Genomic DNA, 19,483 nt, shown 5'->3' with positions numbered 1-19,483 from the left:
ATTTGAATATAGTTAACATTTTTGTTAGAATAGAGAGGGCTAATCACAAAATCCCATTAGGGTAAGCATTTACCACGAAACCTAATTTTTAAAGGATCGGTGATTGAGATTGAAAAAAATTGCACTGTCTTTTCTTATTGTAGCTGGTTTGGTTGTTGCAGCAATTTTTTCGGTTAATTATTTTTATAATGTCCAAGCTGAAAAAATTGCGGATAAAACTGAGAGCTATCTTTTAAACAAGGAAAATAAGAAAAAAGAAGATATCAAAGAGATAAAAGGCATACGTTCAAAGGGTGGTGACTACGGGATCTTGGTTCGAGTAATTTACAAAGACAATCCGAACGTTCATTATTTTTATAAGTCTTATAAGGGTAAGATCACCTACGACGGCAAGGAAGATATAAGCAAGGCTAAAGAACCGAAATTAAATTGAAAAAAATGATAAAAAATGAAGGATTATCCTCCTTTGTGTTTAATTATGTAAAATAACACAATAAAAGGAGGATAAAATATGAAAGTCGTTCGCAAAACATTAACTTTGTTGCTTTTGTTTGGGTGTATATTTACTCAAACGCAATTTGCTCATGCTGTTAACTATAGTAATGGTAAAGCAGCTAAAGCCGGAGATGTTTTAATTTCCGACCTCTCTATAGACAATTATTTTGTAGGTCATGTTGCAATCGTTGGGCAAGATGGGAAATCAGCTATAGAGGTGTATAAAGGCAGAAGTACTGTTAAAAGCTCTTCATTAAGCTCGTGGCTTAAAAAACAATCTACAGGATATTATGTACAAAGGTATAACAATGCTAGCATCAGAGCTGGGGCAGCCGCATGGGCAAGTTATAATGTTGGAGCAAAATATAATTATAAAATTATATCTGGTTCTGCCTTAAGAGACTGGAAGGATCTTTATTGTTCCAAATTTGTGTATCAGGCTTTTTACTATAGTGGAGGGGTTAAGTTAAAAGCACTGGGACAACAAGGTGAGTTGATAGAATATCCTCCAACGTCAAATTGGGTTCTTCAACCTATGACTATGATTGTTATGAGTGGCTTCACAAGAATTAAATAATCTTACAAACAAATAAAAGGCATCCTAATGGATGTCTTTTTTTCATATTATAATACAGAAGATGCCCTGAAAGCCCATGAACAATACCTAGAAACTCTTCAAGAAAGCCAAAACAGTGATATTTAATTCTTCTTTATTTTCGGCGGATTTAATATTAGTGATGGTTTATCGGCTGAATTTTGTTCGTGTTTTGGTGTGTTCATTGCATTCTCAGTCGGTCTAATATCTGGTCTAATTTCCGTTGGTCTGTTATTGGGTCTTTTTTTCATAACAATCTCTCCTCGTTTGGTGATCATTCTAATCGTACCACAATTTAGGGAGGTTTTCCCTCCTCTTTAAAATTTTCCATTTATGTACGATAATCATCTTGAGGTGAATGTACAATGAGTGCTGATGAATATTATAAAAAATATTTAGAAGAGAGTTTAATTAGGCTAAAAACTCCAGAACTCATAAAATTTATTAAAAGAGAATTTCCTGAAGAGGTGACTTATAACCATGAGGTTCACCAAAAGAAAATTGAAATTTTGAAATCCTTATCAGCAACAGACTTATCAGCAGCTATTGCAAGATTGTCTAGAATTCAGCGAAAGTTTGATCATACTAAATTATGGACTATTGGCGCGGTTTTTATTGGTACAGCTCTTGTTAATTTACAAATCTTATTTAAAGTGAATCTTACAAAAATTTCTGAGGAAAATTATATTAGTTGTATATTGTATGGTATTGCTGCCTTAACAGTGTGTTATATCTTGTATAGGGCTATCAGAAAGGATAAGAAAATATCAGATACAGCACATACTTAAAGGACTTGATTGAACAGGTTAAATCAGATAAGTAACATTTTAAGCTGATATGAAGAAAGAAAAGGCATCTCAATTGGGTGTCTTTTTATTTTGAGGTTGCGGGTGAAAACCTATTGCGGACACCAGAAAAAGAGTCCGCCGAGATGGAACGACAAAAGCAGGCCAGGCAGCCTGCTTAATCTGCTTTAACTAGCCTGCTCTTAACAATCCCCATGAACAAAATGTGAATCAATACAACGATGATATTATACAAAGGGTCAATTTTTAAAAAGAAAGTATTAAAAGTCATCACTAGAACCATAAGGAGTGTTGTAATCCACCATATAAACTCATATTTTTTTTCACTCTGCTTTTCTCTTACGTTTAACTAGGTCAAAAATCAAACAAGCAGCCACAAAAAACATTAAAACAATTGTTGTTACAGTAAACGAAAAATTTTCTTTAATAGTATTCATTATTATTCCAATCAGAGCAAACCCCAAAAAAGTCCAAAGAATTCTCATGAAATATCATACCCTTTTAATTTTCACTTAATTTATTAAATCATTAATTAGCCGCCTACGTTCCCTTTTTTCATGTATCCATCCAAATTATTTAATTGCTCCTCTATGTGTGTTAATGTCTTATCGATTGAATCTAAACGCTCATTTACGCTTTTGAATCCTTCCCTCATTTCTTTTTGCATTACATGGATTGCTTGCAAAACTTGATTAGCCATTTCGTTCACCTCTTTTCTAGAATAGGTATCAATTAGCACAAATATTGTAAATGAAAAAGCTGATGTCGGTTAAAATGACGGCAGCTATGAAGAAGAAAAGTCTCCACTGTCGGAACCGACGGTATTCCATTCTGCTCAAGATACATATTGCTAAGGAAGGAAAATTGGGCTGCGTTTATTCTTTCTCAACGTACTATAAAGCGCCCTCGCTTTTTCAGTGAGGGAGCTTTAAATTAGAGAGCTTTATTTAACTCATGTTTAATCCAAAGTTCGAAGTATTGACTAGCCTCGTCTTCACTTAAATCTTTACTTGTTATTGAAAATATCTTGCAACCGAATGGATCGATTTTTGAAAACCTCAAAGGCGGCTCATCCATTGTATGATCCTGAAAGTTAAAATAAACGTCCCAAACATCAACATCTTGTCGCTTTAATCCTACTGCTTCAAGATCTAATCCCTTTTTATTGTAACTAATATGTAGATGTTGCATTTCATCATAATTCATTAGGAAACCCTCCCTTTTGAAAATTATATGATGGGCGGCAATGGTACTAGTGTTGTTTAATTTTTCCCTTTAATTGATCCTAATCCGCTCATGATCAGAAGAACACAGACGAAAAATGTATGGATAATTCCGATACCGCTTAAAACTAGAGTGAAACCGGCATTATTCCATATGAAGTTAATAATTGTTTCAGTCGAAGCAAATCCTGTTTGAAAAAACAACAAAAAGATTAAGAAAAAAAGTATTGTTAGCTCAGACATAAATGTATAAATCGAATCCATGTGAAATTTCGGATATCTAAAGTTTTCATCTAAAATTTCATATTTCTTGGAAGTATATTTAATGTACCACTTATGAAATAGAAAATTCCAGATGAAGCCAACCCCAGAAATGGATGAAATGATCGTGAAAATGTAAAGTGTATCAAGCGTGTTTATGTTTCTTTCATGAAAATAATTGACAACAGATGATGGAAGAAATTTTATGATGGCATTGAAAAAATGTGTGAGAATTCGAGGATCTCCCCATGCAATGAGATTACAGATTATAAGAATAATAATCGTGTATATTGCGTATTTGGAATAAAGTTCAGGAATTTTATCAAACATTGAATAGTCCCCTCCTTTTTTCATGAACAAGAATAATATACCAGAGAGTTAGTGAAAAACCCATGAATAAAAGTGAAGTATTAGAAATATTTGAGGACGTTCTTGAGGAATGGTTTATCGCTGAATCGACTCTCATAAGCCAATGCGGTGAGGATTTTGATGATCTTGAAAGGAGAGAAATTGTTTAGGCAGCGTTTTATTGAGGCGTTAGAAACGTTCCCTTAAAAACATTGCCTAAAGGGATTTTTCGTTGTTTACCTTCAAAGGCAACCAGAATCGGTGTTTAAATACTACCATTTGGTCTCGAAAAATGGAGCTTCTTTAATTTTTTTGAGAGTTTCTCTTAAAAAATATTTTTCTGAATAAAAAGATTAACCCAATCAAACCTAAGATGGTGATGATACTTCCTGGAATTCCAATACTACTTAGCATGTTATGGATTCTCCTTTTATAAGTACTAATTTGGGTTTATTGTGAAAGTACCACCTTTATGATTGACAGTAACAGTACACCATGTTGAAGCATAAGCTACAACCGCGGTGTATCTCTTAGTCGCAGATAGAGTGGTGTTTTTTCCAGAAGTGGAAATTGACCCTGAGTATACTTTACCAACACCTCCACTTCCTACTAATCCATAGGCATTGTGATAAACTACAGTTTTTACAGAAGTTACTTTACTAGCACCTGCTGTTGTTCTAGTCTTTAGGTTAGAAGCGCCAAAACTTTGATTTATCAAATTTTGAATATCATCTTTAATGTTCCCGTTAACTTTTACTGTAACACCATTGGATGTTTTAGAGCCGGAAATGTATTTTGTAGCAAGAATATTTACACCTTCAGGATTGACTGGAGTTGCATACATCTCAACAAAAGCTTGGTCTTTTAATGAAAATTCCTCCCCTAAATTGTATTCTCGATTGATTCTTTCAAAATTTGAAACTATTTCTTCCTGAGTTAAGTTTGTCAATTTTTCTTTATACGCTTGTTTTTCTTCTTCAGTTTGACTTGAATAATCTTCTTTTGAAACCTTTGAAGTAGCATGAGTTGTGTTATTAAATGTGAAACCCAAAGTTAAGACAAGTAGCATAGCTAAAAATAAGAGTTTCTTTGCCAACATAAAAATTCCCCCTCACTACCTATTATTTGTGACTAAAAAAATAATATCATAGTAGAGGGAAATTCCGTGTAAAGATTTTGTAAAATTGCTTATTGATTCCTGTTGACTATTTCTGTAGATGAAGATGAAAAGAATACCGCCATTTTAAATGACAGTATTAAGTTGAAAAGTCCACTATCGGTTAAACCGACACCCTTCCCTTCTGCTCAAGATACACAAGCTGAGGTAAGTAAAGTTTACCTCTCCGATTTGATAATGGTGAAAAGAATACTGTCATTTTAAATGATGGTATTGGGAACTAAGTTTTCAGAGGTGAAAATTGACACTGGTGAGGATAAGTCTATAACGCTTCGTCTTGTTATTCCCCCTGTGGTTTCAGATGATACTACTCTTTTTCCTGATAATTCGAATACTGAAAGTAATGCAGCTCAAACATCAGCTACTACATTAATGGAGCCTATCTTGAAATTTGAAGTTAACGATGGAATAGCGACTGAACAGATCATGGATATGAACAAAGAGGATGCCACGATTTTGTTGCAGGTTCTCAGAGATTTTTTAAAACAAATGTAACTCAGAGGGGATTTCTCCCCTCTCTTAGTTTATTACGTAGAGATAACATTTTGACTTAATCTAAATTTTACCTCTAGGTAATAAAATTTTCCCGAAAACCCAGTTAAATGGTATACTAGATGCTGTACAAAGTTTCGGCTCACTCAAGGGAAGTCTTGCTCATCCCCTATGAAAGGGGATGATGCTGATGACAACATTCGAAACAACCCCTTTAATGATTGCTTTCGGCATGTTAATTGCCGTGTTGTCAAAGAAAGAAAAATAGACCTCCCTTGAGCCTGGAAAACTTAAAGGGATAGGTCTATTTTAAAAACGCCTTTTCTGAGCAAGCCCCTTAGTGGGCTGCTTTTTGTACATTGACTCGACTGTTGGGCGTAGTCGGGTCTTTTTTATTTTATGCATTTTTTTCTGAGTTGATGAGTCATTGCAATACTTTTGCTTAATGAAAGCAGTTTTCTTAGTTTGTTAATATTAGGTGTAATGCATTTCACTAATATAAATTTTTCAACATTATTATGTTGTTTCACCATTTATTATATTCATGGCAGTACATATTGTCAAATACGTGGTAGCAACAACAAAACGCGAATTTCGGACGATAAGCGAATTTCGACACAAAAAAGCCAAATTCCTAACGTATAGGTATTTGGCTTTATGAGAGATTCAAATAATCTAAGGAAACCAGGCCTTATCTAACTTATCATAATAAGGTTTTAGCTCTTTTTTAAGTTGCTGAAATATTTGTCTTTCTTCTTTTTTTAGTATTTCGATACAACCATTTGCTTTATCAATTTTTAATTGATAAGGTGCTATGTCTTTAAGTAATGAGATAAAGTGATTAAATTCTTGAGTATCTAAAACTTCTTTTAAGTTCTGTTTCATCCCTATAGCCTCACTTTCATTGCCTTAGTAAATATGAAAAAAACAGAACCATATACTTCTTCATATACTTATTTGGAGACAGTCTTCACTTATTTTTTTCTAGTTTATACGATATCCATAGATAAATGGCAATTCCGCCAAAGGTAATCCATGTGCTTGTGATTAGTTGTATTTCATGTTTCAATGGTGTTAAGTTTAGTAAGTAATCGGGAAGAGTTAACAATGCTACTATAATGATTAGAGTCCATGTTTTTGCCCAAAAGGACATTCCAATTATAAATAATGCTGTAATAACGCCGATAATCATGCTTGCCGTATTGCCAAAGTGAATGATAGGAGTATCGATGGCTCTATTTAAGTAGATCAAACCGACAAATAAAACAATTGGTAGTATCACAATAGTCATTAATATTAATCCTTGTTTCTTGATAGATTGATTCGTTGTGGAAATATATTTAAATCCCGTAAAAATGGAAGCAATAAAAATTACACCGATCATAATATGTCCGACAATTTCCAAGACAGAATAGGAAAGGTTCCCTTTCAATAAATCCGTGAAAATCGTAAAAGAAAATGATCCAAAAAAATTAGGCAAATGTATTTGATCCATGTTCGATAGTCAATGACCATTTCATTAGAAACCATCTCCATATATTCCTTCGGTGATTTTCCGATAATTTTTTCAATGGGCTTTCCACTTTTTTCCGCTTCTGTTAAATGGACTTCCAATTCCTCCACAATTTCTTCGATTTCATCCAAATTTTTTCCACTGGAAAATAAGTATAGGCGTAAATTTTCCAAAAATAATTTACTTTTATCAGAAAGTTTTAGTTCATTATTCAACCGTCTCATCTCCTTTTGCATGTTTTGTATCTGATTCATGGTGTAATACCCTGTTTACATTGGTTTGTAAATAGTTCCAACGCTCCATGAACATTTTCAATTCTTCCTCGCCCTTTGGTGTAAGCGAGTAATATTTCCTTCTTGGTCCTGCCGTTGATTTTTTCAATGTTGAAGTAACTAATTCTTCTTTTTGCATCCGCATCAACAATGGATAAATCGTACCCTCGCTGAAAGAGTGAAAACCATAGCTTTCAAGTTTTTCGGCCAGTTCGTAACCATATACTTCTTTATTCTTGATAATCGCCAGCAAACAGCCATCAAGAATCCCTTTTAGCATCTGTGTTGTTGACAAATCCTTTTCACTCCTTTCAATATCTTGCAATACAAGGGTTATGATTGATAATAAGCCTTGTATTACATGATATGCAATTAGTATAGCATTGTTAGTCATGTAATACAAGGTAATTTATCTCCTTTATTTGGATCAGTGTAACAATGAAGACATATTAAATAACTTCTTTATCAAGAAATCCCGATAATTACCGCCATTCAAACTCCAATGTTTTTAGTTTTGACTCAAATTCAAAGCCCAATTTTTTTGCTAAACGTTTAGATTCAAGGTTGGTTTCCATCGTTGACCATTGGGGCTTTAAACCATTTTTTATACAATGCTCTAAATATGCAGTACATACTAATGTAGCTAGTCCTTTATTCATATGCTCCTCATCATATGTCTCAACACTAATTTCATGTTTATTTCCGTGCACACAACAAGAAAAACATGCACTTATTACTCTATTATCCTTAATGACACAATATCCAAGTCCATGAGTATGAAAATCTTCAATTGAATACCAAACCTCTCCTAATACTTCAGAGAGAATTCCATCTGGATCGTTCTTAATGACATCAGTGTCAATTTTTTTTATGAGATAATCCTCTGGTAAAGATTTATACTTCTCTTTTAAAGAAGCGAAGGTTTTAGGATTGAATTGATAATACAACTCATAATCCAGTTCATACTCTTTATCTGCGATAATATTCTTTAATGTTCGTTCCCATGTTTTATCTTTTAAGACTGTAATAAACCAAGTTCCGCCACACGATTCATAAGTATCAATTTTTAATTGATTATCGAGAAAATCACGTAAATAATCAATAAACTGTTTATTTGTCGCATCTCCAATAAAAATACTAATTATTCCTGTTACATCTATCAGTGCTGTTTTTGGTGCTTGCAGATTGTCTACATAAATTGTTCCTCTATTCATACCATTAATTATTGAATTTAATGTTAGATCATTCTTTTGGTCAGGAGTTTGTAGCAACCTTTTTATTTTGTAGTAGTCCCTTTTATCTAATTTATAAATCATAAAAATACTCCTTTTAAATATAATATATTGTTACTATTTAATTTCTATAGTCTTTTCTTGAGAAAATACTGCTGTATATCTTCTGGATAGTCTTCAATTATCCCAAAAACCTCATACCCCATGTTCTTATAAAAATGAGGAGATTGATAACTAAAGGTCGATGTATGTGCAAATGTACATCCGACTTTTTTTCCAATACGCTCTGCCTCGTTAATTAACAGCCCTCCATAACCTTTGTTTCTATATTTTTCTGCTATCCAAAACATATCAATATATAAACAATAAGAATACGTTTCACAACAGATTCCACCTACGACATTCCCTGATTTATCTTTTAAAAACAAATGAATATCTGACTCTGGTTTTGTTAGTAATCCTTTCGTTGCTTCTACGTTATATGCATATAAACTGTTAGCAACAGTGTCATAATCCTCATCATTAAAATCATCAGCCATACTTATATCCTTATCAAGAAACAATTCCCCCATAAATTCTCACCTATTTTCTATAAGTATTCAGTACGAAATTACATAGACTTGATATCATTGCGATATCCACAAAAACAAATTTTCAGAAAAGCATCTCAATCCTTTTCATCTTCAATAAAAGAATAGAATTGACTGCTCATCTTATCAAAATCCTCTAATCTTTTTGATACATTTTCTACGTCGAAGATCATCAAACCATTTACCAATATTTCTAAAATAGAAAAAATGGTAATCATCCCCCCCTACATATATCGTTTCAGGAGGGGTTACTTTAAGCATTACATCAGCTTCAGAAGCAATAGGAGATACTTCTCCTTCTGTTATCGAAATGATTTTTGCACCAATCGATTTCACCGCTTTTATAAATTTCTGTTTTGGGATGACGTGGGAAGGATATGATAATCACTAGCCATTCTGATTCTCTATCGGTAAAGAAATAGTTAGTACTATCTATACCACCTGTATATAAATAGGTATTCCCCTTAATCGTATTCAAAATCATTAGAAAACCACCTTGCTGGAACATGTGCCTCCATAAATCCAACAACCAATATTTTCTCGGCCGTATAATAATTGATCGTCTTTAAAAACCTTATAATAATCACCGTCTTCTTGTATATCTAACATAACAGATTTGTTGCTAGATTTAATATTTACAGGTGACTCAGCAGCAGCAACATTATCTGAAATTAACACAATAAGAGCTGCTACGGATATGCAAATAAAAAAATGAATAAATTTTCTCAATTTAAATCCTCCAACTTCAGTTATAATGTAATTTGTTACATATTTTCCAAAAAAGGAGGGGGTACCATGAAAAAAAGAAACTTAGCTGCGACGCTTTTGTTCTCAAGTCTCACCTTGGGTTTTATTCAATATTATAATGTGGGACTTTTTTCAATGACATTTTTGATTATTGCATTTGCCGTTTATTTTTTCATCCCTCTATTGATATTTGCGGTTCCTTTACAGTACTTTCTGAATAAAAAACCAAAAAAATTCTCGCCTGTTTATTTTCTTGTCTATTTGCTCATGTCATTAGCAGCAAATTTTTTGATTTTTTATTTAATGAGTAAGCCGTTCCAACCACCTTTACATACAAGAACGGAAATTTATTGGTATGGTGTGGTTTCCGGTATTGTATATTGGTTATGGGATTCGATATGTGCACAGAAGAAAAATACTGGCCAATGATCCCTCCCTTTTCATTTTATATTCATTTTTCAGTCACTCCTTTACGTGTTTTTGGTATAACTAAGAATAAATGTAACATAATTCATGGATATTTCAACAGAAAAATACATTTTTTCCATTTTGATTTCAATTGATGCCTACTTTCTCCTTAATTAGTAGGCATTTTTTTTCGGAATTCCAACAGCTTAACTTTACCTTCAAGCCTAATTAAAACATTTCATTGAACGTGTATTAATAAAATGAGGATTTTATCGGGAATTATAAAAGAAAAAAACCTTCAAAAGGAAAAAGAACAGACGCAAATTGAAAAAGAATAACTTAGAATACATCAAATCAGAAGATATACCTAAATTCTTACGTATCGCAAGACAGGATAATTATATCTATTATATCTTCTTTAAAACACTAATTGAAACTGGGATGCGAGAAGGCGAAGCCGCAGCACTACAAAGAAAAGATATTGACCTTAAAAACAGAACTATTACCATTAATAAATCACTTGATTTTCAAAGAGAGCCAGATGGAGATTTGTTCGGAAATACAAAACCTATCATTCAGAACGAATAATCAAAATAACCGAAAGTTTTGCTAAAGAATTGTCGTCACATATGAAGTGGATTAATGATAATAAAATAGTATTTAATGAGATTTATGAAGATCTTGACTTGGTTTTCTGTAGAGAAAAAGGAGAGCCTTTACCTAAATCTACCCTCTTCAATGCATTGAATCGAATTTTAGACAAGGCAGGTTTGGAGAGAATACCTGTTCATGGATTACGGCATTCACATGTTGTTCTTTTATTAGAATCAGGTGCAAGTATGAAGTTTATTCAAGAAAGGCTTGGACATAAAAATATAACTATCACGTCTGATGTTTATTCTCACATTTCGGAGAAACTCGAAAACACATCAGTGGACAGTTATGAGAGTTATTTAAAGTCAATCATGACTTAAATTTTTTTATGAATTTTGGTGGTCAAAAAGTGGTCAACCCTATCAATTTAGGTGTCGCCATTCGATTTGACCACCAAATTATTTTTCTAAAATCCCGTTAAATCAACGTTTCTCAACTTAATACTGAGACATATACTGCTCGCGCTCCCAAGGGTGGACTTGCGTGCGGAACATATCCCATTCGATTTCTTTTGCTTCGACGAAGTGTTCGAATAGATGGTCGCCGAGGGCTTTGACCATGACTTCGTTTGATTTGAATTCTTCGAGAGCGTCAGCAAGTGTTGCCGGAAGGTCGACGATTCCGTTTTCGAGGCGCTCTTCTTTTGTCATGACGTAGATGTTGCGGTCGATCGGAGCCGGTGCTTCCAGTTTGTTTTTGATGCCGTCAAGGCCTGCTGCAAGCAGAACGCTTAGTGCAAGGTACGGGTTTGCAGAAGGGTCAACGCTTCTAACTTCTACGCGGGTGCTGACGCCGCGGGAAGCCGGGATGCGGATTAACGGGCTTCTGTTTTGTGCGCTCCATGCTACATAGCAAGGCGCTTCATAGCCTGGAACTAGACGTTTGTAAGAGTTTACCGTCGGGTTGGTTACGGCTGTAAAGCTTGTTGCGTGTTTCACGATGCCTGCGATAAATTGCTTCGCCGTTTCACTCAGCTGAAGATCGGCGTCTTTGTTAAAGAAGGCGTTGGCGCCGTTTTTGAAGAGTGATAGATTGCAGTGCATGCCTGAGCCGTTTACGCCGAACAATGGTTTTGGCATGAATGTCGCGTGCAGGCCGTGTTTGCGCGCGATCGTTTTGACGACGAGTTTAAATGTTTGGATGTCGTCGCAAGCACGAATGGCACCAGCGTATTTAAAGTCGATTTCATGCTGTCCAGGAGCGACTTCGTGGTGGGACGCTTCGATTTCAAAGCCCATTTCTTCAAGCTCAAGAACGATGTCGCGACGGCAGTTTTCGCCGAGGTCTGTCGGAGCCAGGTCAAAGTAGCCGCCTTTATCGTTCAGTTCAAGTGTCGGCTCGCCTTTTTCATCAAGCTTGAACAGGAAGAATTCCGGCTCTGGTCCGAGGTTGAAATCTGAGAAGCCCATGTCTTCCATTTCTTTTAAAATGCGTTTTAAGTTGTTGCGCGGATCACCTTCAAACGGTGTGCCGTCCGGGTTGTAGATGTCGCAGATGAAACGGGCAACTTTACCTTTTTCAGCTGTCCAAGGGAAAATCACAAAAGTATCTAAGTCAGGATATAAGTACATATCTGATTCTTCAATGCGGACGAAGCCTTCAATTGATGAGCCGTCAAACATGACTTTATTATCAAGTGCTTTTTCCAGCTGGCTTACAGGAATTTCAACGTTTTTAATCGTCCCAAGAATGTCTGTAAACTGCAGGCGAATGTATTTGACATTCTCCTCGTTTACTAGTTTAACAATGTCGTCTCTTGTGTACTTTGCCATTCGTAAAACTCCTCCTCTAAAAAGGTAAATGTATATAGCAATGCAGTTGCTAACTCATTAATGAAAAAACCTGGACATGTCTCCCTGGCGGAATGTCGTCCCTCTTTGGAAACGGCCTGCTTGAATGAGCTCGTTTTTCAACAGCTGTCTCAATTCTTCATCAGACAAATTGTGCTTCTCCGCTTTTTTTGGCTGGTCTTGCTTCTCTGTTTTTTGTCCGTTTTCTGATTTGGCGAAAATTTGTTTGATTCCCGCCATGTTTACACCTTGTTCGATCAAATCTTTAATCTCAAGCAGCTTATCTACATCCTGAAATGAGAATAAACGCCTGTTCCCCTCGCTTCTCGCGGGAAATACCAGTCCATTTTCCTCATAATAGCGAATTTGCCTTGCCGATAATTCGGTCAGCTGCATGACGATTCCTATTGGAAATAAGGGCATTGAGCGGCGAATTTTATCACTCATCTCAATTTCCTCCTTTTCTTAATAAATTCATTATATGTGATGTTATAAAATGTGTCAATACGATGTTAGGATTCTTAACATCAATTTCGTTGATTATTTTTTTATACTAATTGCTTTTCCATTAATGCATTAACAGCGCTGCAGATCGCGTTTTTGACGTGGGCGTAGGTTAATCCGCCTTGCACGTATGCGACATATGGCGGCCTTATAGGGCCATCAGCCGATAATTCAATGCTCGCCCCTTGAATAAAAGTGCCGGCAGCCATAATGACATCGTCTTCATATCCCGGCATATAGCTCGGATACGGCGTGACATGGGCGTTGACCGGTGAAGCGTATTGAATCGCCTGACAGAAGGCGATCATTTGTTCAGGCCCGGTAAATTCAACCGACTGGATCAAGTCGGTACGTTTCGCATCCCATGAAGGGTTTGAACGAAAGCCCAGTTTTTCAAGGAAGCGGGCGGTAAAAACGGCGCCTTTCAACGCCTGGGACACAACGTGCGGCGCGAGGAAGAAGCCTTGATACATCTCTTGCAGCGAATAGAGCGATGCCCCGGCTTCTCTGCCGATTCCGGGGGATGTCATCCGGTATGAGCAGGCTGTCACCCATTTTTCTCTCCCGACAATATAGCCTCCCGTTTTAGCCAGCCCGCCGCCGGGATTTTTAATGAGCGAGCCTGCCATGAGATCGGCTCCGACGTGGCAAGGCTCGCGCTCTTCCACAAATTCGCCGTAGCAGTTGTCGACAAAGACGATAATGCTTTCATTTATGCCTTTTACGAACCGAATCATTTCTTCAATCTCGTCAATCGTAAAAGAAGGCCGGTTTGCATAGCCCTTTGAGCGCTGTATTCCGATTACTTTTGTCCGGGGCGTTATGGCAGATGCAACCCGGTCAAAATCGACGGTTCCGTTTTCCGTCAAGTCAATGTGGCTGTAGCCGATGTTGAAATCCTTCAGCGACCCCGAATGTTCCTCGCCTCTGACCCCGACGATTTCTTCAAGTGTATCATACGGTTTTCCGGTGATATAAAGAAGCTCGTCCCCCGGACGGAGAACACCGAATAAGGCGATCGATATCGCATGGGTTCCCGAGATGATCTGCGGTCTGACAAGTCCCGCTTCACCGCCGAAAACGTCTGCGTAGACGGCTTCAAGCGTGTCCCTGCCGATATCATCATAGCCATAGCCTGTCGAAGGTGTAAAATGAGTGTCTGACACTTTATGCTTTCGGTAGCTTTCCAGCACCCTCCATTCGTTCCGTTCAGCGATTTCGTCGATCGTTTTATGAACGGCCGCGATTTCTTTTTCGGTTTCGATTGCTGTTTTTTTCAATAAATTTCCGTGCTTTAATGTCTCAAACATGTTTTGCAAGTGTCCTTTCTTACGTATACTTCTTAAGCTCTCCTAAAATGTTTTGTTCAGGCATAACGTATCCTTCCACCTCGTATACTTCCTGTTCTTCATCAAAAGTGGTGCTCTCTGTCATGGTTTCCGATTTCACTTTTGATAGGAGCCTGCCTTCTGAGGCGGGAATCTGCGCCGTGTACGGAGTGAGCAGCTCTTTTTTGAGATAGGCTTCAACAGCCTGCTTGCATAGCGGGAGGTCGCCGGCGATTTTGGCGCTCAGCATAATATGGTCTCTCCCTGATGAAGGGATGAAATCCGGCCTTTTTTGATCCCTTTTGTTGTAAATCGTGAGTACAGGGATATCGTCTGCTTCAAGCTCCTTCAGAAGACGCTTGACCGTAGCCTCGTGACCTTCATAATCTTCGTGTGAAGAATCGATCATATGAAGAATCAAATCGGCTTCTTTTACTTCCTCCAATGTTGAGCGAAACGCGGCGATTAACGTTGTCGGCAGATCCTGAATAAAGCCGACCGTGTCCGATAGTAGCACGCTGTAGCCGCTGGGAAGCGTCATTTTTCGGGTCATCGGATCAAGTGTGGCGAACAGCAGGTTTTCCTCGAGGCTGTCCGCGTCGGTCAGAAGGTTGAACCATGTGGATTTTCCCGCATTTGTATAGCCGACAAGCGCGATTTGCAAGACGCCGTTTTTCTTCCTTCTTTCTCTGTACCTGCTTCTGTGGCGGATCACTGTTGACAGCTGAACATTGATTTCGTGAATCCGGTTTCTGATATGGCGCCGGTCGGTTTCAAGCTTTGTTTCCCCCGGCCCCCTCGTTCCGATTCCGCCTCCCTGCCTTGACAGGTTGATCCCCTGTCCGCTCAACCGCGGGAGCGCATATTGCAGCTGTGCAAGCTCGATCTGCAGCTTTCCTTCTCTCGTTCTCGCCCGTTTCGCAAAAATGTCGAGGATCAATTGCGTCCGGTCGATGATTTTCACGTCAAGATAAGTGACAAGCGTCTTGAGCTGGCTTGGCGATAATTCATCATTAAAAATAATGACGTCAGGCGACAGCTCTTCACAGAGCCCCGCCAGTTCATCCACTTTCCCTTTTCCGATATATGTAGCAGCGTCCGCGCGATTCCGCTTTTGCGTAACGGTGGAGACGACCGTCCCATCAGCCGTTTTCGTCAAGGCGGCGAGTTCTTCCATCGAATAGACGAAGCGCTCGTCAGAGACATGCGGAAGCTGGCATCCGACTAATATGGCCTTTTCTTTAATGACATCCTGTCCATTCAAATGATCATGTTCCTTTCTAAAACATAGTCAATAAACAGTACTATCATAACAAACGTAGGGAGAGGTTGCCAGAACTCCTTGAAAATAAAAAAAGACGCGCCGTCATACGCGCGGCGCGTCTTCTTTCAGGTCAAGATCCTGGCTTTTAATGGTCATTAAATCATTCTTCAAATAGCAGTCTCCCATCAAAAGCCGCATTGCCTGAGAACGGATTGATTTTTCGATTAAATTGCGGACAAAGCGGCCGTTGCTGAATTTTGCCGGACTCACCGTGCTTTTGACCGCCATCAAATGGTCTTTCAGCTTCCATTCCGCCTCAGGGCTGAACTGGTATTCTCTTTCAGCCATCATCCGTTTGGCAATATCCATCAGCTGACTGACCGAATAATCGGGAAAATCGATGCTGATCGGAAACCTGGACTGGAGGCCGGGATTTAATGAGAGAAAATGATCCATTTCCCGTGAATAGCCGGCCAGAATGAGGATAAATTCATTGCGTTTATCTTCCATATGTTTGAATATGGTTTAAGTTTCTGTGCGAGTTATCAAGAATTGCTCCCATCTCTTCGTTGAAGAGTACACCTTGAGTTTTCTGATCATCATTTCCCTTCCAGACAATTTCCATATGGTCATCATCAAACAATGTTACCTTTTCGATGAAAAAATCAATGAGTTTTCTTTTTTCATCCATTGAAAGATCTTTGTCAACCATTTCGGAAAAAGATTCTACATATTGCATTATTTTTTGGTTTTTGTCTTCAACTTCTTTATTTGTTTTTAGCTGAGATTTAACTACGCTCAATTCATTTTCAACATACTTTTTGTTTTGTTCAAGTGGTTGAGTTAATTTATCAAACATGTCTTCGTTTATTTTTCCTTTACCAAAGAGAATCACGTAATTTGCAATTTCTGAATCAATTCCTTCAATTTGTTTCTCTAGCTTGTTCGCTTTATTTTTTAGTTCTTCAATTTTCTTTTCATTTGAAGTTTCAGCTAATAATCGTTCTAAAAATTCAGTCGGATTCTTTAGCAACTTCTTAAACCATTTCCAGAATACATCATCCACAATGTCAACTCGCCAATTCTTACCATGACATTGCAACACTTTCTTCCCATTATGATAGCCTTTCGCATTTTTTCTTCTACACGCATAATACTTATATACACCTGATTTTGATCTTGAAACACTTCCTGATCCACATGAGCTTCCGCAACGGCCACATTTAGCTTTATTTTTCAATAAATAGTCTCTCGGTGATCGACGTCCACCTTTTCTGTTCGCCTTTAAGTGTTTTATAATCTGATCTCTTGTCTCATGATCCCACATTGGAGGAATTTTAATTAAAACCCATTCCTCTTCAGGTGTTGGGACTTGTTTTTTCTCTCCGTTTATTTGAACCACCTTGGACTTTCCATAATAAAAATCCCCTGTGTAGTCCTCATTTTGAAGAATTCTACTTACTGTTGCTTGATACCAGATGTCGCCATCAGGTGCAGGTAATCCTCTTCGTGAAAGTTCTTTGGCTATTTCATTTGAAGACATTCCTTGTATTAAGAGCATGTTTTTCATTTCAAGTAATATTGCTCGTTCTTCTTCGTTATATTCTGGAATGTCAGTTTCTTTATTGAATGTATACCCATATAGCCTTTTAAACGATGGGAATTCGCCTTTTTTGGCCTTAGCGAACCTGCCCCTTTTAGAATTTGCACTGATTTTTGCTTTATTGTATTGGGCAATAGATCCTTGGATATTGTACATAAGCATAGATTCTGGATTTGTTGGATCTACTTCAAATTCAATGAATTCAATATCAACACCCATTGACCAAATTTTTCGAGAAACAATACCTTGTAATGTATTATCTCTTGTTAATCGATCTGGATGTAGGACAATAAATTTCTTTCCCAATCCTTTTTCCATTAAATACAAAGCATGATTAAGAGCAGGTCTATTGGGGTCATCCCCCATTTTACCTGGCTCGATCAGAGCGATTAATTCACTATCCTTATATCCGAATTTTGTTATTGCTCTTTCTTTACATCTATCAATCTGCGATTCTAATGAATAACCTTTTTTAGCTTGATCGGCTGTAGACACCCTTACATAAATAATTGCATTTATTCTTCCGATCAGCCCCATTATTTGCTCTGTGTTTAGTCTTTCTTCTCCTTTGAGTATAAGCAATTCATCTACCTCCAATTGCTTTATCCTTTATGCTATATAAATTAACAAGTATATCACCCGAAGGTGATACACTTGAATGCCTATATCTTTTTATACTTGTACATTAAGGATACAGCAAAATCATAAAATTTTTTACTTCGCATCACCTCCTTAATCCATTCTTGAGCTTCCTCAGTTATTTCTGTTGTTACTTTATAATTTTCTGGGCATTCTATCCGTCTACTCATTGATGTACCACCCCTAATGATGACTTGGTGCAATCAATGTATGTTGATGTAGGATTGTCCAATGACATATGTTTATATATAAGCTCATTGCAGAGCTTGTTCAGATAATATGTATAATTGATTTTTTTCTTCATCCATCTGACTTCAGTCCCGATCTCCTCACAGATCTTGATCGGTATACTTGATTTATTAATTTTATTCTTATATGTATGTCCTAACTGATTTTCAGCTATATGTTTATATGTAAGGAAATCATCAATATGTACGAAATATACTTTGTTTTCCGGTTCCCTGAATTGAAACAGGAATCCAGGAATTATGTATGGATATTTAGCTGCTTCCGCGAGATATTTGATTTGTTGAGGCTTTATAATTTTCTCGCTGAATGAGAAGGACTTATTCTTCGTCGATTTCATCTCAACAGGGAACAAGTATCCTTTATAATGAATGAAACAATCATATTTGTTTTTGGATACTGCAGCCCCTCTTCTCAAAAACATGGGATTGACATCTTTTATTCTGTAAAAGAAAATGTTTTGATCTTTTGCTGATTTTTCAACATTTGCTTCAAATACTTTACCTTGATTACTTGCTACCAATAAACCACTCTCCCGTTCTAATTTTTAATTCGTTTTCTCTTTAAGACTTCATTCCTTTTTCATCATCACCCGACACTGATGCATAAGCTCCTCATTATCGTTTGAAAGATTAATAAGGTTTCGGTGAGCTCTTGAATAGTCATTTCCCTTTAACGCCTCTGTTGCGGTATCTAGATTTCTCTGAATCTTGTTTAAAATCGATTCAAATTGATTACTCTGTTCCATCCGAAGCCTCCTTAAGTTCATTTCTTACCTTCATTAGAATTTTCCCCAGTTTGTTTTCTCCGACTCCATTACAAACTCCCCAAATCTTGTCTCCCCAAGTATTACCTTCGATTAAAATTGATTCTCCAGTTTGTAAAAGCTTATTTTTGAGGTGAGCATTCTGCTCAAATTTAGCTTTCACGATTTCATACATGAACGTTTCCTTTACTTCCTCCCAATCTAGTCTCAGCTTAACTCTTCGTCCTTTCCTTTTGGCCAAATTAGGGGGAAGGTCTGAAAACTCCGAGTGAATCGATTTGTCTGTTACTTTCATTGCTTGAAAGGCAGCTTCATTATTTTGATATGTGATTCCTTGATACATTACTGGGGCTGAATAAAAATTACTTAAGAAATAATACTTGCCTTTAAATTCATCAATTACATCCAATTCATATCATCCCTTTTAATTAGTTTATTTAAAAGACCGATTTTATCTAATTTTTATTTCACCTTATTTAAATTAAAAGACAAGTGTAGTGTATCCAATAAACTGTATAGTGACTTAAGAA

Annotated in this window: 26 protein-coding genes and 1 pseudogene; 8 read left to right on the top strand and 19 right to left on the bottom strand. The window is 36.9% G+C overall.

Translation table 11 applies throughout. From position 1 onward, the window contains the following. Positions 1 to 109 precede the first annotated feature (109 nt). The 3 genes from R5H20_RS11265 (at position 110) to R5H20_RS11255 (ending at position 1,878) form a co-directional block, all read left to right on the top strand. Positions 110 to 433 (top strand): DUF3139 domain-containing protein, encoded by a 324-nt coding sequence (locus R5H20_RS11265; RefSeq protein WP_006640452.1) that lies wholly within the window; start codon positions 110 to 112, stop codon positions 431 to 433. A gap of 78 nt (positions 434 to 511) precedes the next feature. Further along, a complete protein-coding gene (locus R5H20_RS11260; protein WP_006640453.1) occupies positions 512 to 1,072 on the top strand; it encodes a YiiX/YebB-like N1pC/P60 family cysteine hydrolase in 561 nt (186 codons plus the stop codon). A gap of 383 nt (positions 1,073 to 1,455) precedes the next feature. After that, positions 1,456 to 1,878 (top strand): hypothetical protein, encoded by a 423-nt coding sequence (locus R5H20_RS11255; protein ID WP_006640454.1) that lies wholly within the window; start codon positions 1,456 to 1,458, stop codon positions 1,876 to 1,878. Between the two features lie 550 nt (positions 1,879 to 2,428). On the opposite strand, the gene R5H20_RS11250 is transcribed toward R5H20_RS11255, so the two are convergent. From R5H20_RS11250 to R5H20_RS11240, 3 genes are all read right to left on the bottom strand, one after another. After that, positions 2,429 to 2,596, bottom strand: coding sequence for a hypothetical protein (locus R5H20_RS11250; protein ID WP_006640456.1), 168 nt, complete (start codon positions 2,594 to 2,596; stop codon positions 2,429 to 2,431). A 233-nt stretch (positions 2,597 to 2,829) separates the two neighbouring features. Continuing rightward, positions 2,830 to 3,102, bottom strand: a complete 273-nt coding sequence (locus R5H20_RS11245; protein WP_006640457.1) for a DUF3986 family protein — start codon at positions 3,100 to 3,102, stop codon at positions 2,830 to 2,832. A 1,065-nt stretch (positions 3,103 to 4,167) separates the two neighbouring features. Further along, the gene (locus R5H20_RS11240; RefSeq protein ID WP_006640459.1) at positions 4,168 to 4,827 is read right to left on the bottom strand and encodes a hypothetical protein; all 660 of its coding nucleotides are present in this window, start codon (positions 4,825 to 4,827) and stop codon (positions 4,168 to 4,170) included. 282 nt (positions 4,828 to 5,109) lie between these two features. On the opposite strand from R5H20_RS11240, the gene R5H20_RS11235 reads away from it, so the two are divergent. Together R5H20_RS11235 and R5H20_RS11230 are read left to right on the top strand one after the other, a co-directional pair. After that, positions 5,110 to 5,400, top strand: a complete 291-nt coding sequence (locus tag R5H20_RS11235) for a hypothetical protein (RefSeq protein ID WP_006640460.1) — start codon at positions 5,110 to 5,112, stop codon at positions 5,398 to 5,400. Positions 5,401 to 5,578: 178 nt separating this feature from the next. Beyond that, positions 5,579 to 5,665, top strand: a complete 87-nt coding sequence (locus R5H20_RS11230; protein ID WP_309521149.1) for a putative holin-like toxin — start codon at positions 5,579 to 5,581, stop codon at positions 5,663 to 5,665. A gap of 407 nt (positions 5,666 to 6,072) precedes the next feature. Here R5H20_RS11230 and R5H20_RS11225 read toward each other — a convergent pair whose 3' ends face one another. The 7 genes from R5H20_RS11225 to R5H20_RS11195 all read right to left on the bottom strand — a co-directional run bounded on the left by R5H20_RS11225 (position 6,073) and on the right by R5H20_RS11195 (position 9,733). Next, positions 6,073 to 6,282, bottom strand: a complete 210-nt coding sequence (locus R5H20_RS11225; protein ID WP_006640461.1) for a DUF3600 domain-containing protein — start codon at positions 6,280 to 6,282, stop codon at positions 6,073 to 6,075. A gap of 85 nt (positions 6,283 to 6,367) precedes the next feature. Continuing rightward, positions 6,368 to 6,892, bottom strand: a complete 525-nt coding sequence (locus R5H20_RS23590; RefSeq protein ID WP_411802013.1) for an HAAS domain-containing protein — start codon at positions 6,890 to 6,892, stop codon at positions 6,368 to 6,370. Continuing rightward, on the bottom strand, positions 6,826 to 7,125 hold the full coding sequence (locus R5H20_RS11215) for a hypothetical protein (RefSeq protein WP_155011462.1): 300 nt from the start codon (positions 7,123 to 7,125) through the stop codon (positions 6,826 to 6,828). The genes R5H20_RS23590 and R5H20_RS11215 overlap by 67 nt, the downstream gene beginning before the upstream one ends. Further along, positions 7,118 to 7,462, bottom strand: a complete 345-nt coding sequence (locus R5H20_RS11210) for a PadR family transcriptional regulator (protein ID WP_040348883.1) — start codon at positions 7,460 to 7,462, stop codon at positions 7,118 to 7,120. The genes R5H20_RS11215 and R5H20_RS11210 overlap by 8 nt, the downstream gene beginning before the upstream one ends. 202 nt (positions 7,463 to 7,664) lie before the next feature. Next, positions 7,665 to 8,498: a GNAT family N-acetyltransferase gene (locus R5H20_RS11205; RefSeq protein WP_006640464.1), complete on the bottom strand. Its 834-nt coding sequence runs from the start codon at positions 8,496 to 8,498 to the stop codon at positions 7,665 to 7,667. A gap of 44 nt (positions 8,499 to 8,542) precedes the next feature. Further along, positions 8,543 to 8,986: a GNAT family N-acetyltransferase gene (locus R5H20_RS11200; RefSeq protein WP_006640465.1), complete on the bottom strand. Its 444-nt coding sequence runs from the start codon at positions 8,984 to 8,986 to the stop codon at positions 8,543 to 8,545. Between the two features lie 501 nt (positions 8,987 to 9,487). Beyond that, positions 9,488 to 9,733: a hypothetical protein gene (locus tag R5H20_RS11195; protein WP_006640468.1), complete on the bottom strand. Its 246-nt coding sequence runs from the start codon at positions 9,731 to 9,733 to the stop codon at positions 9,488 to 9,490. 66 nt (positions 9,734 to 9,799) lie between these two features. Between R5H20_RS11195 and R5H20_RS11190 the strand changes: the two genes are divergently transcribed. From R5H20_RS11190 to R5H20_RS11180, 3 genes are all read left to right on the top strand, one after another. After that, the gene (locus R5H20_RS11190) at positions 9,800 to 10,180 is read left to right on the top strand and encodes a UPF0715 family protein (RefSeq protein WP_006640469.1); all 381 of its coding nucleotides are present in this window, start codon (positions 9,800 to 9,802) and stop codon (positions 10,178 to 10,180) included. Positions 10,181 to 10,483: 303 nt separating this feature from the next. Continuing rightward, on the top strand, positions 10,484 to 10,747 hold the full coding sequence (locus R5H20_RS11185; RefSeq protein WP_255131670.1) for a tyrosine-type recombinase/integrase: 264 nt from the start codon (positions 10,484 to 10,486) through the stop codon (positions 10,745 to 10,747). A gap of 41 nt (positions 10,748 to 10,788) precedes the next feature. Beyond that, positions 10,789 to 11,133, top strand: coding sequence for a tyrosine-type recombinase/integrase (locus R5H20_RS11180; protein ID WP_373870219.1), 345 nt, complete (start codon positions 10,789 to 10,791; stop codon positions 11,131 to 11,133). 117 nt (positions 11,134 to 11,250) lie between these two features. Here the strand turns inward: R5H20_RS11180 and glnA are convergent, their stop codons facing one another. The 9 genes and pseudogenes from glnA to R5H20_RS11135 all read right to left on the bottom strand — a co-directional run bounded on the left by glnA (position 11,251) and on the right by R5H20_RS11135 (position 19,362). After that, positions 11,251 to 12,585, bottom strand: a complete 1,335-nt coding sequence (gene glnA / locus R5H20_RS11175; protein WP_006640470.1) for a type I glutamate--ammonia ligase — start codon at positions 12,583 to 12,585, stop codon at positions 11,251 to 11,253. 57 nt (positions 12,586 to 12,642) lie between these two features. Beyond that, positions 12,643 to 13,050 (bottom strand): MerR family transcriptional regulator, encoded by a 408-nt coding sequence (locus tag R5H20_RS11170; protein WP_006640471.1) that lies wholly within the window; start codon positions 13,048 to 13,050, stop codon positions 12,643 to 12,645. Between the two features lie 101 nt (positions 13,051 to 13,151). Continuing rightward, positions 13,152 to 14,417 carry a methionine gamma-lyase family protein gene (locus R5H20_RS11165; RefSeq protein WP_006640472.1) on the bottom strand — a complete coding sequence of 422 codons (1,266 nt, stop codon included), beginning with the start codon at positions 14,415 to 14,417 and terminating at the stop codon, positions 13,152 to 13,154. A 19-nt stretch (positions 14,418 to 14,436) separates the two neighbouring features. Then, positions 14,437 to 15,699 (bottom strand): GTPase HflX, encoded by a 1,263-nt coding sequence (hflX, locus tag R5H20_RS11160; protein ID WP_006640473.1) that lies wholly within the window; start codon positions 15,697 to 15,699, stop codon positions 14,437 to 14,439. A gap of 102 nt (positions 15,700 to 15,801) precedes the next feature. Continuing rightward, a pseudogene (locus R5H20_RS11155) lies at positions 15,802 to 16,224 on the bottom strand (stage V sporulation protein K); the annotation flags it as partial. Beyond that, complete coding sequence (locus R5H20_RS11150) at positions 16,199 to 17,899, bottom strand: recombinase family protein (RefSeq protein ID WP_224254498.1); 1,701 nt, start codon at positions 17,897 to 17,899, stop codon at positions 16,199 to 16,201. The pseudogene R5H20_RS11155 and the gene R5H20_RS11150, both read right to left, overlap by 26 nt. Before the next feature lie 208 nt (positions 17,900 to 18,107). Beyond that, complete coding sequence (locus R5H20_RS11145) at positions 18,108 to 18,710, bottom strand: PDDEXK family nuclease (protein WP_088272875.1); 603 nt, start codon at positions 18,708 to 18,710, stop codon at positions 18,108 to 18,110. Between the two features lie 48 nt (positions 18,711 to 18,758). After that, positions 18,759 to 18,935 (bottom strand): hypothetical protein, encoded by a 177-nt coding sequence (locus R5H20_RS11140; protein WP_167373795.1) that lies wholly within the window; start codon positions 18,933 to 18,935, stop codon positions 18,759 to 18,761. After that, the gene (locus R5H20_RS11135) at positions 18,922 to 19,362 is read right to left on the bottom strand and encodes a riboflavin biosynthesis intermediates N-glycosidase (RefSeq protein WP_088272876.1); all 441 of its coding nucleotides are present in this window, start codon (positions 19,360 to 19,362) and stop codon (positions 18,922 to 18,924) included. Before R5H20_RS11135 ends, R5H20_RS11140 begins: the two co-directional genes overlap by 14 nt. Positions 19,363 to 19,483: the final 121 nt, after the last annotated feature.

Origin of the sequence: Bacillus sp. KICET-3 (genome assembly GCF_033261025.1) — a bacterium.
GTDB classification, from domain to species: domain Bacteria; phylum Bacillota; class Bacilli; order Bacillales; family Bacillaceae; genus Bacillus; species Bacillus sonorensis.
Note: the sequence above shows the minus strand (reverse complement) of the source record. Positions and strands in the feature narration are given on the sequence as shown.

Excerpts from the sequence above, each read along its gene's own strand:
- R5H20_RS11260 (WP_006640453.1), top strand. The coding sequence starts at position 512 with ATGAAAGTCGTTCGCAAAACATTAACTTTGTTGCTTTTGTTTGGGTGT.
- R5H20_RS11255 (WP_006640454.1), top strand. The coding sequence starts at position 1,456 with ATGAGTGCTGATGAATATTATAAAAAATATTTAGAAGAGAGTTTAATT.
- R5H20_RS11250 (WP_006640456.1), bottom strand. The coding sequence starts at position 2,596 with ATGGCTAATCAAGTTTTGCAAGCAATCCATGTAATGCAAAAAGAAATG.
- R5H20_RS11245 (WP_006640457.1), bottom strand. The coding sequence starts at position 3,102 with ATGAATTATGATGAAATGCAACATCTACATATTAGTTACAATAAAAAG.
- R5H20_RS11240 (WP_006640459.1), bottom strand. The coding sequence starts at position 4,827 with ATGTTGGCAAAGAAACTCTTATTTTTAGCTATGCTACTTGTCTTAACT.
- R5H20_RS11235 (WP_006640460.1), top strand. The coding sequence starts at position 5,110 with ATGATGGTATTGGGAACTAAGTTTTCAGAGGTGAAAATTGACACTGGT.
- R5H20_RS11230 (WP_309521149.1), top strand. The coding sequence starts at position 5,579 with ATGATGCTGATGACAACATTCGAAACAACCCCTTTAATGATTGCTTTC.
- R5H20_RS11225 (WP_006640461.1), bottom strand. The coding sequence starts at position 6,282 with ATGAAACAGAACTTAAAAGAAGTTTTAGATACTCAAGAATTTAATCAC.
- R5H20_RS23590 (WP_411802013.1), bottom strand. The coding sequence starts at position 6,892 with ATGGATCAAATACATTTGCCTAATTTTTTTGGATCATTTTCTTTTACG.
- R5H20_RS11210 (WP_040348883.1), bottom strand. The coding sequence starts at position 7,462 with ATGCTAAAAGGGATTCTTGATGGCTGTTTGCTGGCGATTATCAAGAAT.
- R5H20_RS11205 (WP_006640464.1), bottom strand. The coding sequence starts at position 8,498 with ATGATTTATAAATTAGATAAAAGGGACTACTACAAAATAAAAAGGTTG.
- R5H20_RS11200 (WP_006640465.1), bottom strand. The coding sequence starts at position 8,986 with ATGGGGGAATTGTTTCTTGATAAGGATATAAGTATGGCTGATGATTTT.
- R5H20_RS11190 (WP_006640469.1), top strand. The coding sequence starts at position 9,800 with ATGAAAAAAAGAAACTTAGCTGCGACGCTTTTGTTCTCAAGTCTCACC.
- R5H20_RS11180 (WP_373870219.1), top strand. The coding sequence starts at position 10,789 with ATGAAGTGGATTAATGATAATAAAATAGTATTTAATGAGATTTATGAA.
- glnA (WP_006640470.1), bottom strand. The coding sequence starts at position 12,585 with ATGGCAAAGTACACAAGAGACGACATTGTTAAACTAGTAAACGAGGAG.
- R5H20_RS11170 (WP_006640471.1), bottom strand. The coding sequence starts at position 13,050 with ATGAGTGATAAAATTCGCCGCTCAATGCCCTTATTTCCAATAGGAATC.
- R5H20_RS11165 (WP_006640472.1), bottom strand. The coding sequence starts at position 14,417 with ATGTTTGAGACATTAAAGCACGGAAATTTATTGAAAAAAACAGCAATC.
- R5H20_RS11140 (WP_167373795.1), bottom strand. The coding sequence starts at position 18,935 with ATGGAACAGAGTAATCAATTTGAATCGATTTTAAACAAGATTCAGAGA.